Raw genomic sequence first — 15,454 nt, forward strand, 5'->3', positions numbered from 1 at the left:
TAGGGCGCTTTGTCACATCGTTTAAGTATCAGTTAAGTCGTATAAAAGAGGGGCACTTCGGTGCCCTTTTTCAATGACGCGAGAGGTGGATCATGGCGACCATGAAGGCAGCTGTCGTAACCGAGTTCAATAAACCACTGGAGATTCGCGAAGTACCGGTGCCGGAGGTCGGCCCCGGGCAGGTACGAATGAAGGTCGAAGCCTCAGGTGTGTGTCATACCGACCTGCACGCGGCCCAGGGCGACTGGCCGGTCAAGCCCAACCCACCCTTTATTCCGGGGCACGAGGGCGTCGGGTTCGTCGAAGCCGTAGGCGCCGGAGTTTCGCACCTGAAAGAGGGCGACCGCATCGGGGTGCCCTGGCTGTATTCGGCCTGTGGCCACTGTGAGCACTGCCTGGGCGGCTGGGAAACACTGTGTGAAGCGCAGGACAATACCGGCTACAGCGTCGATGGGGGCTACGCCGATTTTGTGCTGGCCGATGCCAACTACGTCGGGCATCTGCCCAAAGGCAGTGACTTTGTCGAGATCGCGCCGATTCTCTGCGCCGGCGTCACCGTCTACAAGGGGCTCAAGATGAGCGAGGTCAAGCCGGGGCAGTGGGTAGCGATTTCAGGCATCGGTGGGCTTGGTCACGTGGCGGTGCAGTACGCGCGGGCCATGGGCATGCACGTGGCGGCCATCGATGTCGCCGATGACAAGCTCGCGCTTGCGAAACGACTGGGCGCCGCGCTCACCATCAACGCCCGCAATGACGACCCCGGTACGGTGCTCAAGCGGGAGATCGGCGGTGCCCATGGGGCGCTGGTGACGGCCGTGTCCGAGACCGTGTTCACGCAAGCCATGACGATGGTTCGCCGCGGCGGCACCATCGCGCTCAACGGCTTGCCGCCGGGCGAGTTCTCGCTGTCGATCTTTGACATGGTGCTCAACGGCATCACGGTGCGCGGCTCGATTGTCGGTACGCGCCTTGATCTTCAGGAATCGCTTGATCTGGCGGGCGAGGGGTTGGTCAAGGCAACGGTCACCACCGACCGGCTCGAGAACATCAATGAGGTGTTCGATCGAATGAAGCAGGGGCACATCGAGGGCCGAGTTGTACTGGATATGCAGGGGCTGGATGTCTAGAGGGTAACAGGGAGCGTCGGCGTCGGGCCGCGGGCGTCGCTTGCGGTTCGCGTCTCAATGTCAGACATAATTGATAGGCATTCTCAACTGAAGGTGAAGTAGAACGAGTATAGAATCTATTTGCACGTGTCTATGCGAATTATTTACATTTGGCTTTCCACTTGGGAGGAAAGCCATGTTTGTATGTTTGTGCAAGGGCGTGAGCGACCGTCAACTTAAGCAGGCGGTAACAGACGGTGCCAATAGCTGGCGCGAAGTTCGCATCGAAACCGAGTGCGCCACCCAATGTGGAAAATGCGCCTGCATGGCCAAGGCGATCGTTGACGATGCGCTCGCTCAGAAGTTCGAAGACTTCGATCTGGCCTACGCGGTGTAAGCTGTTTTCAGCCTCACTACCCACTACGAATTGTTCGTATTTTCAGTTTTAAACCGAGGTTAAAAAAGTTTAAAAAAGTCTCGAAATTTCGGATTGGATCACTATACTGGCTGCATCGAACATCACAGGCCGCGTTCAAAGCGGTTTATGAACAATAACCAGTATGAGGAGAAGTCCATGAAGAGTGATCCCAAGGTCATCGAGCACCTGAACATCATCCTCGGCAACGAACTCGTCGCCATCAATCAGTACTTCCTGCACGCACGTATGTACCGCAACTGGGGCCTTCACGGTCTTGCCAAGTGGGAATACGAAGAGTCCATCGAAGAAATGAAGCACGCCGATCTCCTGATCGAGCGTATTCTGTTCCTGGACGGCGTTCCGAACCTGCAGGACCTTGGCAAGCTTGGCATCGGTGAAGACACCGAAGAAATGCTCAAGAGCGACCTGGCCGCCGAGTACAAGGGGCACAAGGACCTGCTGGAAGCGATCAAGTACTGCACCTCGGTCGAAGACTGGGTCAGCCATGATTTGCTCAAGCAAATTCTTGCCGAGGAAGAAGAGCACATCGACATCATCGAAACCGAGCTTGAGCTGATCAAGAAAGTCGGTCTCGAGAACTACCACGCCAAGCAGATGAATGCTGCCAACGAGCGTGAAGAAGGCGGCGAGTAACTGGATCGCCTTCTGTAGAAAAAGCCGCCTTCGGGCGGCTTTTTTTATGCCAGGTGGTTTTTAGCCGGAGGTTTTCAGGGCTTGGCTTAACCGTCTGAAAACGCGCGTGTTTGCTGAAAGCGCGGCACCGGCTCGCCCTGTACGTCCACGGTCTCGATGAACATGGTCAGTGGGCGCACGAACAGGGCGTAGTCACCGTACAGGGCGCGATAAACCACCAGCTCTTCCTCGGTTTCGCTGTGTCGGGCGATGCCGAGCACTTCGTAGAGGGCGCCCTTGTAATGCTGATAGATGCCGGGAGCGGGTCGTTTGGCACTCATGAGTCGGTCTCCTGGGTGGGTGCGTTGCGGTCGAGCAGTTCAAGCGCCAGTGCGGCGGCGGCAAAGCCAAAGCTTCCGGTCACGAAGGTAGCGGCGCCGAAGCCGGCCGCGCAGTCAAGCCGGGTACTGTCACCAAGCCCTGATTTGCTGGCACATGTTTCGCCCTGGCCGTCCGGGTAGCGGCGCTGCTCGTCGGAGTAGACGCAGCGCACACCGAAGCTTCGCTTGGGGTTACGGGTGAAGCCGTAGCTGCGGCGCAGTTGATAGCGCACCTTGGCCAGAAGCGGGTCATGTTCTGTGCGTGAAAGATCCGCGCGCTGCACTCGCGTGGGGTCGATCAACCCACCGGCGCCGCCGGTCACGACCAGTGGCCGCTTGCGGCGTTTGCAGTAATTGATCAGCGCACTCTTGGCCTCGACGTTGTCGATGGCGTCGATAATAACGTCGGCGTCGCCTGGCAGGCGCTGGTCAAGATTGTCGGCGGTGATGAAGCCGTGGCAGCAGGTCACCTCGATGCCGGGGTGAATAAGGCGTGCCCGTTCGGCCATGACCTCGATCTTGGGTTGGCCCACCGTGCCATCGAGGGCGTGAATCTGACGATTGATGTTTGAGGTGCAGACGTCGTCAAGGTCGATCAGGGTCAGCCGGCCAACGCCTGAGCGGGCCAGCGCCTCGACGCTCCAACTGCCGACCCCACCGATGCCGATCACCACGATGTGCCCCTGTTTGAACCGGGCGGTGGTGGTCTGGCCGTAAAGGCGTCTCACGCCGCCGAAGCGAAAGTCGTAATCCGTATCCATAGCTGCCTGAAAAAAGTGAATCGAGCCGAGTCCTGTCAGTGACGGGCGTATTGTTGCACATTGACGGCGCCGATGTGTTCCGCCCAGCCAAAGCGGGTCATCAGCCGGGCCATGTCGTCGGCAACCGGGCAGTCGATGGTGATGCGCCGGCCATCAAACGGATGGTCAAACGCCAGATGCGTGGCTGCGAGTAGAAGCCGTTGACAGCCAAGATGCTCGGCGACGTAGCGGTTGTAGATGCCCTTGCCGTGCTTGGCGTCGCCGATGATGGGGTGTCCTGCGTGGCTCAGGTGGCGTCGGATCTGGTGGCGTCGGCCGGTTACGGGCAGGGCTTCCATCAGGCTGAAGCGGCTGGTGTCGAAACGGTCGATCCGTGCAGGCCACTCGACACAGTCTCGGCGACAAATAAGCGTGCGGGCCGGCATGGCAGGGCATTCCTTTTTGGGGCGATGGCCGTCTTCTTCACGAAGCGCCCGGTCGATCATGGTCTCATCAGGGCCGAAGCCTCGCACGATGGCCAGATAACGTTTCTCGACGGTGTGTGCCTCGAACTGTCTGGCAAGCGTTCGAGCGTGGTCGCTTGAGAGCGCAAACAGCATGAGCCCCGAGGTGGGTCGATCCAGTCGGTGAACGGGATAGACCCACTGACCGAGCTGGTCTCGAAGCTCCTGCAGCATAATGTCGGTCACGTGTGGATCAAGCGCGCTTCTGTGCACGAAATGGCCGGAAGGCTTATGCGTGACGACAAGTGTATCGTCGCGATAGAGCAGAGGGTGTATTGGCATCGAACGGGCAGGGTCGTGAGTGGGGTAGGAAGCGATTTTGCCATAATTAATTAATCCAGGTTAACAAAACGGGCGAACTCCGGGGAAATGGGGTGCTCCGTCACAGGCTCATTTGCTCTGATCCCGCGCACGTTTTACTCTAGGCGCCTATTAGAGAGGCTAATGCGCTAGGGTCTCGGTAACTGTCGATTAGAAACGTTTCATGAAGTGAGCATGTCATGCCCCATGTGGTTGTTCTTACCGGTGCAGGGATCAGTGCCGAAAGCGGCATAAGTACGTTCAGAGACAGTCAGGGCCTCTGGGCGGATCACCGCATCGAAGACGTCGCGACCCCGGAAGGCTGGGAGCGTGACCCCGAGCGCGTGCTGGCTTTCTACAACGCACGTCGCGATGAGATCAGAGCCGCCGAGCCGAACGCCGCTCATCACGCACTGGCGCGGCTCGAGGAGAGCGGAGTGCGTGTCAGCATCATCACCCAGAACATCGATAACTTTCACGAACGGGCCGGTTCCCGGGACGTGTTGCATCTGCACGGTGATATCTTCAAGGCCCGTTCCTCGGTCGACAGCAAGATGCTTTATCGTCTACGTGGCGATGAGGACATTGAGCTTGGCGATCAGTGCGACAAGGGCTACCAGTTAAGGCCGCATGTTGTCTGGTTCGGCGAGCCGGTTCTGCTTTATGATACCGCCTGCCATATCATGGCTGATGCTGATTGGGTGCTGGTGGTTGGCACGTCGCTCAAGGTCATGCCGGCTGCGGCGTTGATCGATGAGGCTTCGGACATTACCTCGAAAGTGGTGATTGACCCGAACGCCGACGCGCTCGTGAAAGGCACCGGGGCGACGCCGATCGTCGGGCCTGCTGCTACTCATGTGCCCGAGCTGGTTGATCACTGGATCGACAGCAAGAGGCTGAGTCTGCCTTCTCGGTATCAGTGACCGTCAGGTGCCCCGCGCCTGCCATTTTCGGTTCTGGATACAGATCATGTTCACACGCTTTAACCGCCTTTTTCCGGTGTGGGCCATCGGCATCGCCGTCATCGCCGCATTTGCACCCAACGTGTTTGCCGAGGGCAAGCCCGCCATTCAGCCGCTTCTGGCATTGATCATGTTCGTGATGGGGCTGACGCTTTCGAAAGCCGATTTCGTACGGGTCTTCAAGGCGCCCTGGCCGATCGCGATCGGTATCGTGCTGCAATATACGCTCATGCCGCTGGCGGCCTTTCTCATTTCAACGCTTCTCGGGCTTTCTCCGATGCTGACGATCGGGATGGTGCTGGTAGGGGCGACTTCAGGCGGCACCGCCTCGAACGTGATGACCTGGCTTGCCGGCGGCAACGTGGCGCTGTCGGTCAGCATGACGATGGTCTCGACGTTGTTGTCGATCGTGATGACGCCGCTTCTGGTCTGGGCGTACATGGGCGAGAGCATTGCGGTCCCGGTCTCGGGCATGCTGTGGTCGATCGGAAAGCTCGTCGTCGTGCCGATCGTTGCCGGGGTGGTGATGCATCATGTGCTGGCCCGTCACATTCAGCGCATAGAGCCGATGCTTGCAAGCGTTGCGATGCTCGCCATCGTTTCGATCATCGCGATCGTCGTTGCGCTCAACGCGGACCGGCTGGCCTCCCTTGGGCCACTGGTGGCGCTGGCCGTGGTGCTTCATAACCTCACAGGCCTTGCCGGTGGCTATGGCATCGCCCGGCTCTTCCGGCTCGATGAGCGTACAGCGCGTACACTTGCCATCGAGGTCGGTATGCAGAACTCCGGCCTTGCAGTTGCGCTTGCCAGCCAGTTCTTCTCGGCAACGGCCGCGCTTCCCGGGGCACTCTTTTCGGTGTGGCACAACATTTCAGGGTCGCTTCTGGCCGGCTTCTGGAAACGGCGCAGTGACGACACGCGCGTAGGTGAAGCTAGAGGCGAGCGCGCCTCATGAGTGAGCCGGTTTCCTCAAGCGGCCATCCGCCCAAGCCCTTCAACGCTCGTGGCAGTTTCGTGGTGCGTTGCCCGACGTGCCGAATGCCCGAGCGCAACTGCCTGTGCCCCTATAAGGTCACAACCGAGAGCCGGGCAAGGTTCGTGCTCTTGACCCACCGGCTTGAGCACAACAAGCCAACCAATACCGGTCGCCTGATTCGCGACTGCCTGCCGGAAACGCCTGTATTTACCTGGTCGCGCACCGAGCATGACCCTGAGCTGTTGACGCTTTTGAACGACCCGGCGTATCTGCCTCTGATCATCTTTCCTGACGACCAGCCCGACTACGCCGAACGTGTGGTGGGCCCTGATGCGGTCGAGCGTGCGCTCGAGCAGACGCGGCGGCCGCTGTTCATCCTGCTCGATGGCACCTGGCGACAGGCGCGCAAGATGTTTCGAAAGAGTCCGTACCTTCAGGATTTGAAGGTGTTGCCGCTGTCGAGTACGCGTACCACGCGTTATCGCCTTAGAAAGTCGGCCTCTGAGGCGCACCTGTGCACGGCCGAGGTCGGGGCAGAGCTTCTGACGCTTGCCGGTGACGCGCGTGCCGCGCAGGTGCTCGATGACTACTTCGACATCTTCAATACCTGCTACGCCGAAAGTCGGCGCCATCACACGACCGAAACCTCGACGCCTGCGATGGAGCGCCAACTGGCCCGCAAGCACCAACGCTGATTACCCCGTAAGCATCAACGCTTATGTGCCATGACGTCCCCGTTCATGCAGTACCACTGCTAATGGGGGGATAGCAGCTTTCATGGCAGCGCTGCACCTGTCGTGGTCTGCTGACGGTTTTGTCAGGAGACGCGAAATGGGGCAGGCATTCATCGAAGGGGTGGTGCTCGGCTGGGGGCTGATCGTGGCCATCGGGCCGCAAAATGCACTGGTATTGCGTCAGGGGCTTGCCGGGGTGCACGCAAGGACAGCGGTCGTGTTCTGTGCGGTTACGGATGTGGGCCTGATTGCAATCGGAAGTCTTGGTCTTGGTCACTGGCTTTCCGGCATGACGCGAACGCTCTGGACCATCAAGGCGCTCGGGGCGGTGCTTTTAGTGCTCTACGCGCTTCATGCGTTGAGACGTGCGTTTGCCCCCGGCGCACTCATGGCCGCCCCCGCCTCGATGAAAGACCGGCGAGCGCTCTTGCTGACACTTGCCGGCGTGACCTTCTTGAACCCGCATGTCTATCTGGATACCTGGGTACTTCTGGCAGGGCTTGCCAGTCGCTATCCGGAATCGACACGTCTTATGTTCGTCGGTGGTACGATGCTTGCGTCGGTAAGCTGGTTTTGCCTACTCGGGTTTACAGCCCGCCTGAGCGCGGGTGTTCTCGCCTGCCCTCGGGCCTGGCAGATGATCGATCTTGCCATTGCGCTGATCCTTGCAGGGATCGGTCTGCAATTAGGGCATGAAGTGATCGATGAAAGTGTTCTACTATGGAACCGATAAGGCGCTGTTTTCAGGGAGGTGGGTATGAGTGTCATGGTGATTGCCACCATCGAGGCCGAAGAGCCTCACGAAAAGACGGTCGAAAAGGCGCTCAGAGATGTAGTGACGCCTTCCCGTGATGATGATGGGTGCGAAATGTACGTTCTGACCCGGGATGAGGACAATACGTCCCTGTTTCTTATGGTCGAGCGGTGGCGGGATGGTGCTGCACTTAAAGCCCATGAAAACACCCCTCACTACAAGGCACTGATGAACGCCGTCAAAGGCAAACTGGTCAGTCTCGACATTCAAAAGCTCGACGTGCGCATGTAATCGCCCGTCTCGATGCCAGCGGAGCACAGGTCTCCGCTGGAGCTCTTTCAAGGCGCTGCCACACTTCACATTGCTAGAAAAACGTAAGCCCCACCTGAAACAGACGCTCGACTTCCTTCATGCGCCGCTTGTCCACTACGAACAGAATCACGTGGTCATTGGACTCTACCACCAGGTCGTGATGAGCCACCAACACGCTCTTGCCACGCACGACCGCGCCGATGGTCACCCCTTCAGGCAGTTCGATATTTTCCACCGCCTTGCCGACCACTTTCGATGAGCGCTCGTCACCGTGCGCGATGGCCTCGATGGCCTCAGCTGCGCCGCGTCTGAGCGAGTGGACGTTGACGATGTCGCCGCGACGCACATGCGTGAGCAGGCTGCCGATGGTGGTCTGCTCCGGTGAGATCGCGATGTCGATTTCACCGCCCTGCACCAGATCGACGTAGGCTGCGTTATTGATCAGAGTCAGTACCTTCTTGGCCCCAAGCCGCTTGGCAAGCATCGATGACATGATGTTGACTTCATCGTCATTGGTCAGCGCGCAGAAAATGTCGCAGTCCTCGATGTTCTCCTCGACCATCAGCTGCTTGCTGGTCGCGCTGCCGTGAAGGACCACGGTGCGGTCGAGCGCCTCGGAAAGCGCGGTACAGCGCGATAGGTTCTGCTCGATGATCTTGACTTGGTAGTTGTGCTCAAGTGTTTCCGCGAGCCGCTCGCCGATGTGCCCGCCGCCGGCGATGATGACGCGTCGAAACTGACGTTCGAGTTTTCGAAGCTCTCCCATGACCGCGCGGATGTCCTTGCGCGCTGCGATGAAGAACACCTCATCATCGGCCTCGATCACCGTGTCCCCTCTGGGAATGATCGGCCGATTGCGTCGGTAAATTGCGGCCACGCGGGTATCGACATTTGGCATGTGTCGTCTTAGAAAGCGAAGCTCCTGACCGACCAGCGGCCCGCCATAGAACGCCTTGACTGCCACCAGCTGCGCCAGGCCATTGGCGAAGTCCAGCACCTGAAGCGCGCCCGGGTACTCGATCAGCCGCCGGATGTGATTCGTCACCACCTGCTCGGGGCTTATGAGGACATCGATTGGGATGGCGTCGTTCGAAAAGAGGCCCTTTCGGGTCAAATACGCGGTCGAGCGCACGCGCGCGATCTTGGTCGGTGTTCGAAAGAGGCTATGGGCGACCTGACAGGCGATCATGTTGACTTCATCGGAATTGGTCACCGCGATCAACATGTCGGCGTCCTCGCAGCCGGCCTGACGCAGGATCAGCGGATATGAGCACGGGCCGAGAATGGTTCGGATATCAAGCCGATTGTGAAGATCACGCAACCGATCGTTGTCGGTATCGATGACGGTGATGTCGTTGTTTTCGTGGGCTAGATGCTCGGCAAGCGTGCCGCCGACCTGGCCGGCGCCGAGGATAATGATTTTCATGGTGCGACGTGTCCCCTGAACGAGGGCTCATGGTAACGGGGCGGGGCGGGGCGAGCAACGAGGCGGGTGGTCGGTGAACCATCGGGGCGCTTGAGCGCCCCGATGGGAGGTGGCTTACTCGAGCGTGAAGCCAACCTTGATCGATACCTGCCAGTGGCCGACCTTGTTGTCGACGATGTGGCCACGCGTGGACGTGACTTCAAACCACTGCATGTTTTCGATGGTGCTGCTCGCTTTTTCAAGCGCGCGTTCGACCGCGTCTTCGATGCTGGTCGTGGACGATCCGGTCAATTCAACGGATTTGTAGACATTGTCACTCATGTGCGCTCCTTGCGTGGGTAGGGTCTTCCTCGATGAGGGTGATGCCGAGTGCCTCGAGGCGAGTACGAGTCGCCCCATCGGTCTCCGGCGTCACCGGTCGTGTTAATGACCATAGCACATGTGTTTCAAATCCCAAGTTCTGGCTGTCTTCCGCGCTCCAGAGCACGCACACATCGCGCGCAAGCCCACACAGATAGACGTGGGTGATGCCGGTGTCCAAAAGCCAGCCGGCAAGCCCGGTCGGCGTGCGCGTGCCCTCTGGGCCGATGTTGTTTTGAAAGGCGCTGTAGGAATCGATGGCCGGATGCGTGCCCTTTCGAAGAATCAGGTCGATTCGGTCGGTCTCAAGCGCCGGGGCGAGCGCGGCGCCACGGCTGCCCTGGACGCAGTGATCTGGCCACAGCGTATGGGGCACGCCGTGAAGAGACGCGGTGTCAAATGGCGCCGCCCCCGAGTGTTGGCTTGCGAAAGAGGCGTGGCCTGCCGGGTGCCAGTCCTGAGTGGCCACCACGCGCTCGAAGCGGCGCGCCTCAAGCAGCCGGTTGATGCCGGGCACAATGGTATCGCCCTCATGGCAGGCCAGGGGGCCGCCCGGCATGAAGTCGGGCTGGACGTCTACCACGATCAACGCGCTTCGTTTAATCATTACATCGCACCTCCCGTCGTGACCTAGGCACTCGATCGGCGCGGTTTAGGCCGCCGGCTTCGAGATCAGAGCGTAGAAAAAGCCGTCGTGGCCGTGTTCGGTCGGCAGTAGCTGCCGGCCATTGTCGGTGGCAAGGCCAAGCTCGAGCGGCAGCGGCAGACTGACCGCCTCGGGGGTCCGGCTCAGGAATTTTTCGATCTGGGCCTGATTCTCCTTCGGGATCACCGAGCAGGTGGCGTACAGCAGGACGCCACCCGGGGCCAGCAGGGTCCAGAGACTGTCCAGAAGCGCGGCCTGAGTAGCGGCAAGCGTGTCCAGATCCTCGGGCGTGCGAAGCCACTTGATGTCGGGGTGACGGCGAATGACGCCGGTGCCCGAGCACGGCGCGTCGCAGAGAATCGCCTGGAACGGTGTGCCGTCCCACCAGTCGGTACCGGTGCCATCGCCGTGTCTCAGCGTGGCGTCGAGCCCAAGGCGTGAAAGGGTCGCGTCCACACGGCCAAGCCGCGTTGAGTCACTGTCGAGCGCGGTAAGCTCAAGCGTCGAAACGCGCTCGAGCAGGTGCGCGGCCTTGCCGCCCGGTGCGCTGCACGCATCGAGCACGCGCGCGTTGTCAGCAAGGTAGGGCGCGAGCAATGGGGCGGCGAGCTGGGCGGCAGTATCCTGCACGCTGACGTCGCCCTCTACGAAGCCTGGCAGTTGCTCGACGTCGCACGGCGTTTCGAGCGTTAGCCCCATCTCGGTGCCGGCCACGGCGGTTGCACTCATGCCGGCGGCTTCCAGTCGCGCCAGATACGCCTCGCGGCTCTGGCGGCGGCCATTGACCCGAAGCGTCATCGGCCCCGGGGTGTTGTTGCCGGCAAGAATCGATGACCACTGCTCGGGCCAGGCGTGCTTGATGGCGTCGATCATCCAGCGCGGATGACGAAGCGCGGCTTCAGGCAGCGCATCGACCTTGGCCTGAAGTTCGACCCGCTCGCGCTCGGCGCGTCTCAGACAGCCGTTGAGCACGCGCGTCGCCCAGGGTTTCTTGAGGGTCTTTGCCGCACCTGCGGTTTCACCCACAGCGGCGTGGGCCGGCACGCGCATGTGGTAGAGCTGATAAAGCCCCAGCAGCAAGAGGGCCTGAATGTCCTGATCCTTGCGCTTGAAGGGCTGTCTCAGGAGCTCTTCTGCGAGCGCGTTCAGGCGCGGAAGCTCTCGGCAGACCCCAAAGCAGAGCGCCTTGTAAAAGCCATGATCGCGCGGCGGAAGGTTCTCCGGCGTCATGGTGGAGAGAGACCCCTGGTGGGTCAGTACCCGGGCCAGGGTGGTGGCCGCGAGGGCGCGTGCTTGGCTCATGAACAACGGCCTGTCAGTTGGGTGCCGGGGGCGAACAACGCCCCTTTGCTGTGGGTGAGCGCCTCGACCAGCAGCGGTTTACCGCCGGGAAGCTGCGCTTCGAGAATATCCAGTGCGCCATCGCCGCAGGCGATGCGCAGGGTGCCTTTGGGGCCGTCGAGTACGGTGCCGGGCGCCTCGTTTCCGTCATGGGCAATGGCGCGCGCGCGCCACAGGCGAAGTTTCTGGTCGCCAAGGCTTGTCCAGGCCACGGGCCACGGGTTGAACGCCTGAATACGGCGGGCAAGCTCCGGGGCCGGGCGCGAGAAGTCGAGCTCGGCTTCGGCCTTGGTCAGCTTGTGCGCGTAGGTTACGCCGGCCTCAGATTGAGGCGTGGCGGTCACCGCGGAAGACGCGAGCGCGTCGAGGGTATCAACCAGCGCGACCGCGCCCTGTGCGGCAAGCGTTGCATGCAGTGCGCCGCCGGTGGTAGCGGTGTCGATCTGAGCGTTCGTTTTTGCAAGCATGTCGCCGGTGTCGAGGCCTGCATCCATCTGCATGATGGTGACGCCCGTCTCGGCGTCTCCGGCCTCGATCGCGCGTTGGATCGGTGCCGCCCCACGCCAGCGCGGCAAGAGCGAGGCGTGCACGTTGATGGCGCCAAGGCGCGGGATGTCGAGCACGGCCTGTGGCAGCAGCAAGCCGTAGGCGACCACGACCAGCACGTCAGGGGCGAGGGCGCGAAGTGCCTCCTGGTCTTCCGTGTTTTTGAGCGAGACCGGCTGGTAGACCTCGACCTCTTGCTCCTGCGCGATCATCTTGACCGGGCTTGGGGTCATCCGCCGACCTCGGCCCGACGGCCGGTCGGGCTGTGTCCAGACACCGACGACGTCGTGGCGCGAGGACAGCAGGGCTTTAAGACTTTCAGCGGCAAATTCGGGAGTGCCTGCAAAGGCAACGCGAAGGGTGTCAGGCATGACAGTTCCTGTAAGGCGTCGGCGCCGCGGATCAACGCGGCGCGCAGTAGGGGTTCAGCTCATCTGCTTGTGGCGTTTTTGCATCTTCTTCTTGATGCGCTCGCGCTTGAGCGAGGAGAGATAATCCACGAACAGCACGCCTTCCAGGTGATCCAGCTCGTGCTGAATGCAGTGGGCCAGCAGGCCGTCGGCGTCCAGTTCATACGGCGTGCCGTGACGGTCAAGCGCGCGCAGATGCACCTGGAGATAACGCGGAACCTCGACGTAGGAGTCTGGAATGGAGAGGCAGCCTTCCTGCAGCGGTGCCATCTCATCGCCGATCGGGGTGTACTCGGGGTTGATGAGTACCCGCGGATCGGACTTGTCTTCACTGACGTCCATGACCACAAGGCGCCGGTGTTGGTCGACCTGAGTGGCGGCAAGCCCGATGCCGGGCGCCTCATACATGGTTTCGAGCATGTTGTCGATCAACGTCTGCAGCTCGTCATCGAAGGATTCGACGGACGCGGCCTTGGTGCGAAGGCGGGGATCGGGGTATTCAAGAATCTCTAATAAGGCCATGGGTCGGTCCCGGTTGGTCATTAACGCTTCAAGGCGGCATTGGCCCCGCCGTAAATGAAGAAAAGCAGGGGCAGGCGCTTTGAAGGGGTGCAATGCGCCTATTGTAGTGTGGGCGCGCGCGTAACGGAACCGGCGCCAGAGCGCAGGGGATTGAACTTGATGAGCGTATTACCGAAGCGATCACACCGGCAGGCATGGGCCAGGGCAGTCGGGTTGGGTGGCCTTCTTGTCGCCCACGGGGCGTGGGCCGTCACATTGATGCCGCAGGCGCCAAGCCATTGGATTGTGCCGGAGGGGGCGTCGTCGCGCTCGATTGTCGAGCGCTACGTAAGCGATGCGAGTCAGTGGCCCGAACTCTGGGCCAAAAACAAAGACGTGGCCGCCCCGCCGACCCTACACGCAGGGGATACGCTGAGTCTGGTCACCCTCGATGCGACGCCGACCCTGCTTCTCGAACGGGGCAGCCGAGTTGCCAGGCTTTCCCCGTCGGTGCGTGTGGCCACACAAGGGTCGACCGCTCTGATCGATGCACATGAGCCCTTCGGTGGTGCTTCGCGTTATCGCTTCGTAACCAAGACCGGGCTGGGCGCGTTTTCCGCACTGACCGGTCAGCAGGGCGAGCATCTGGTACTTGGCAAGGGCGCTATCGTATTCAGCGCCGGGCAGGCGACCATGGGGGCGCGGCTCGGACTCTACCGCGAGGTGGCAGGGGCGTCGGTACTGCCTGATGGCGTGCGGCTATTGAAGCGGGTCGGGGAGGCGCGCGTGCTCGAGCGTACCCAGGGGGTGACGCGGCTCGAGATTATCTCTGCCGATGAGCCAATCGACATGGCGACCCATCTTGGGCCGCTTGATGCGCCCACCGAACCGGATTTTCTCGAGCATGCAGCCCTTGGGGGGCCGGGCGGTATCGATGCGCGCATTCAATGGCTTGAAGGCGGGGCACTCTATACCGGGGCCGGGAGTCTGGTGCTTTTGAATCGCGGCTACCGCGATGGGCTTGAAGTGGGGCAACGGCTTCGGTTGTCGACGGTGGATCATGCCCGGCAGCCGGTCAGTGACGTCGGAAGGCTATCGCAGTCGGACGGGCACTTGAGTGTTGTTGCGATGAGCGCCTCGGCAAGCCTTGCGCGCATTCACCAAAGCGCGCGACCGGTGGCGGTCGGCGACACTGTCGTTAGTGAGCCGAGCTTATGACAGCGCCGCTTTTTTCCACGGGCCTTTTTCCCACGGGCCTTGTCTCCAAAGACCATGAGCCTGTCGAGCCGGTCACGCCCGAGGCGTGGGTTGCCTTGTCGCTGCTTCCGGGGGTGGGGCCGCGCACCGTCAAGGCACTTCGCGAGCAGGCACTTGCCTGGCCCGAGGCCTGGCTTTCCGCGCTTTCACCCAAGGCGCGCGTACCGTTACAGGCCTATCTGTGTGACCCTCTTGAAAGTCCGCTTGGCCTACGCGTATCGGCGTATCTTCGCTGGTGCGACGGTGAGGCCCGTTCGATAGTGACGCCCTCATGTGCGGCGTGGCCGAGCGTACTCGATGAGCTGCCTGACCCACCTATCGTCTTGTGGGCGCATGGCGCCTACTCAGCGCTTACGCTGCCCGGCTTTGCCATGGTCGGCACGCGCAAGCCGACCTCGGAAGGGGCGTTCAATGCGCGCCGGTTTTCACAGGCATTAGCGCAGCAGGGCCTTGCCGTGATCAGTGGTCTGGCGCTGGGTGTGGACGGCCTTTGTCATCAGGCCGCACTCGAGGCCGGTGCGCCGACGGTCGCCGTGCTTGGTTGTGGGATCGATGTGGTGTATCCGCGCCAGCATCAGCGCCTTCGCGAGCGCATCGTCGCCGAAGGAGGGCTGCTGCTCAGTGAGCATCCGCCCGGCGTTCAGGCCAGGCCCCAGTTCTTTCCCCGGCGTAATCGCCTGATCACGGGGCTTGCACTTGGCGTGCTGGTGGTTGAGGCGACGTTGAAAAGTGGGTCGCTGGTTAGCGCGCGGCTGGCGCTCGAGCAGAATCGAGAAGTGTTTGCACTGCCGGGAAGTCTTTCGAATCCGCAGGCGCGCGGGTGTCTGCACCTTATTCAGCAGCAGGGCGCCAAGCTCGTGATCGACGTCGACGATATTCTCGGCGAGTTGCTGTTGCCGGTATCTGAACAGGTTCTAGCCCGGCCAGCCGCTCCTGATCAGGCCGACGTGCCCGTGGCCGGGCTTGCCGCCTTTCTCGGCGCTGAGCCGGTCGCAATCGATGTGCTGGTCGAGCGCGCGGGAAAATCCATCGCCGAGTGCGCCTCGGAACTCATGATGCTGGAACTTGAAGGCGTCGTGCAGCAGGTCGCCGGCGGCTGGGTGCGCTGCCGATAAGGACGACGTATCA

General features: G+C 61.2%; 19 protein-coding genes. 10 read left to right on the plus strand and 9 right to left on the minus strand.

The genetic code is table 11. The features are described from left to right. Positions 1–101: 101 nt before the first annotated feature. The 3 genes from adhP (at position 102) to bfr (ending at position 2,178) form a co-directional block, all read left to right on the plus strand. Positions 102–1,127: an alcohol dehydrogenase AdhP gene (gene adhP / locus NAT23_RS06870; RefSeq protein WP_286009978.1), complete on the plus strand. Its 1,026-nt coding sequence runs from the start codon at positions 102–104 to the stop codon at positions 1,125–1,127. Between the two features lie 175 nt (positions 1,128–1,302). Then, complete coding sequence (locus tag NAT23_RS06875) at positions 1,303–1,503, plus strand: (2Fe-2S)-binding protein (protein ID WP_251592222.1); 201 nt, start codon at positions 1,303–1,305, stop codon at positions 1,501–1,503. Positions 1,504–1,680: 177 nt separating this feature from the next. Continuing rightward, positions 1,681–2,178 carry a bacterioferritin gene (bfr, locus tag NAT23_RS06880; protein WP_251592215.1) on the plus strand — a complete coding sequence of 166 codons (498 nt, stop codon included), beginning with the start codon at positions 1,681–1,683 and terminating at the stop codon, positions 2,176–2,178. 86 nt (positions 2,179–2,264) lie between these two features. Here the strand turns inward: bfr and NAT23_RS06885 are convergent, their stop codons facing one another. Genes NAT23_RS06885 through NAT23_RS06895 form a run of 3 tightly spaced genes read right to left on the minus strand, consistent with a single transcriptional unit; the run spans position 2,265 to position 4,083 of the window. Then, positions 2,265–2,498: a DUF1653 domain-containing protein gene (locus tag NAT23_RS06885; RefSeq protein ID WP_251592213.1), complete on the minus strand. Its 234-nt coding sequence runs from the start codon at positions 2,496–2,498 to the stop codon at positions 2,265–2,267. Further along, a complete protein-coding gene (tcdA, locus tag NAT23_RS06890; protein WP_251926684.1) occupies positions 2,495–3,298 on the minus strand; it encodes a tRNA cyclic N6-threonylcarbamoyladenosine(37) synthase TcdA in 804 nt (267 codons plus the stop codon). The genes NAT23_RS06885 and tcdA overlap by 4 nt, the downstream gene beginning before the upstream one ends. A gap of 35 nt (positions 3,299–3,333) precedes the next feature. Beyond that, positions 3,334–4,083 (minus strand): pseudouridine synthase, encoded by a 750-nt coding sequence (locus NAT23_RS06895; RefSeq protein ID WP_251926685.1) that lies wholly within the window; start codon positions 4,081–4,083, stop codon positions 3,334–3,336. 218 nt (positions 4,084–4,301) lie between these two features. Here NAT23_RS06895 and NAT23_RS06900 point away from each other — a divergent pair, with 218 nt between their 5' ends. The 5 genes from NAT23_RS06900 (at position 4,302) to NAT23_RS06920 (ending at position 7,818) form a co-directional block, all read left to right on the plus strand. Then, the gene (locus NAT23_RS06900; RefSeq protein WP_251926687.1) at positions 4,302–5,024 is read left to right on the plus strand and encodes an SIR2 family NAD-dependent protein deacylase; all 723 of its coding nucleotides are present in this window, start codon (positions 4,302–4,304) and stop codon (positions 5,022–5,024) included. A 46-nt stretch (positions 5,025–5,070) separates the two neighbouring features. Then, complete coding sequence (locus NAT23_RS06905) at positions 5,071–6,018, plus strand: bile acid:sodium symporter family protein (protein ID WP_251926688.1); 948 nt, start codon at positions 5,071–5,073, stop codon at positions 6,016–6,018. Next, the gene (locus tag NAT23_RS06910; protein ID WP_251926689.1) at positions 6,015–6,734 is read left to right on the plus strand and encodes a tRNA-uridine aminocarboxypropyltransferase; all 720 of its coding nucleotides are present in this window, start codon (positions 6,015–6,017) and stop codon (positions 6,732–6,734) included. The genes NAT23_RS06905 and NAT23_RS06910 overlap by 4 nt, the downstream gene beginning before the upstream one ends. 136 nt (positions 6,735–6,870) lie before the next feature. Continuing rightward, positions 6,871–7,506 carry a LysE/ArgO family amino acid transporter gene (locus tag NAT23_RS06915; protein WP_251926690.1) on the plus strand — a complete coding sequence of 212 codons (636 nt, stop codon included), beginning with the start codon at positions 6,871–6,873 and terminating at the stop codon, positions 7,504–7,506. 24 nt (positions 7,507–7,530) lie between these two features. Beyond that, on the plus strand, positions 7,531–7,818 hold the full coding sequence (locus tag NAT23_RS06920) for a putative quinol monooxygenase (protein WP_251926691.1): 288 nt from the start codon (positions 7,531–7,533) through the stop codon (positions 7,816–7,818). A 73-nt stretch (positions 7,819–7,891) separates the two neighbouring features. Here the strand turns inward: NAT23_RS06920 and trkA are convergent, their stop codons facing one another. The 6 genes from trkA to def all read right to left on the minus strand — a co-directional run bounded on the left by trkA (position 7,892) and on the right by def (position 13,090). Further along, the gene (gene trkA / locus NAT23_RS06925) at positions 7,892–9,265 is read right to left on the minus strand and encodes a Trk system potassium transporter TrkA (protein ID WP_251926692.1); all 1,374 of its coding nucleotides are present in this window, start codon (positions 9,263–9,265) and stop codon (positions 7,892–7,894) included. Positions 9,266–9,379: 114 nt separating this feature from the next. Continuing rightward, the gene (locus NAT23_RS06930) at positions 9,380–9,586 is read right to left on the minus strand and encodes a dodecin (protein WP_251926693.1); all 207 of its coding nucleotides are present in this window, start codon (positions 9,584–9,586) and stop codon (positions 9,380–9,382) included. Next, on the minus strand, positions 9,579–10,232 hold the full coding sequence (gene pncA / locus NAT23_RS06935) for a bifunctional nicotinamidase/pyrazinamidase (RefSeq protein ID WP_251926694.1): 654 nt from the start codon (positions 10,230–10,232) through the stop codon (positions 9,579–9,581). The genes NAT23_RS06930 and pncA overlap by 8 nt, the downstream gene beginning before the upstream one ends. 45 nt (positions 10,233–10,277) lie before the next feature. Beyond that, the gene (gene rsmB / locus NAT23_RS06940) at positions 10,278–11,573 is read right to left on the minus strand and encodes a 16S rRNA (cytosine(967)-C(5))-methyltransferase RsmB (RefSeq protein WP_251926695.1); all 1,296 of its coding nucleotides are present in this window, start codon (positions 11,571–11,573) and stop codon (positions 10,278–10,280) included. Then, positions 11,570–12,529 carry a methionyl-tRNA formyltransferase gene (gene fmt, locus NAT23_RS06945; RefSeq protein WP_251926696.1) on the minus strand — a complete coding sequence of 320 codons (960 nt, stop codon included), beginning with the start codon at positions 12,527–12,529 and terminating at the stop codon, positions 11,570–11,572. The genes rsmB and fmt overlap by 4 nt, the downstream gene beginning before the upstream one ends. A 54-nt stretch (positions 12,530–12,583) precedes the next feature. Further along, complete coding sequence (gene def, locus NAT23_RS06950) at positions 12,584–13,090, minus strand: peptide deformylase (protein ID WP_251926697.1); 507 nt, start codon at positions 13,088–13,090, stop codon at positions 12,584–12,586. Between the two features lie 159 nt (positions 13,091–13,249). Here def and NAT23_RS06955 point away from each other — a divergent pair, with 159 nt between their 5' ends. Together NAT23_RS06955 and dprA are read left to right on the plus strand one after the other, a co-directional pair. Continuing rightward, positions 13,250–14,287 (plus strand): hypothetical protein, encoded by a 1,038-nt coding sequence (locus NAT23_RS06955; protein ID WP_251926699.1) that lies wholly within the window; start codon positions 13,250–13,252, stop codon positions 14,285–14,287. Then, entirely contained in the window at positions 14,284–15,441 is a 1,158-nt protein-coding gene (gene dprA / locus NAT23_RS06960; RefSeq protein ID WP_251926700.1) for a DNA-processing protein DprA, read from the plus strand. The genes NAT23_RS06955 and dprA overlap by 4 nt, the downstream gene beginning before the upstream one ends. The last annotated feature ends 13 nt before the right edge of the window (positions 15,442–15,454 follow it).

The organism is Larsenimonas salina, assembly GCF_023736155.1.
GTDB classification, from domain to species: Bacteria; Pseudomonadota; Gammaproteobacteria; order Pseudomonadales; family Halomonadaceae; genus Larsenimonas; species Larsenimonas salina.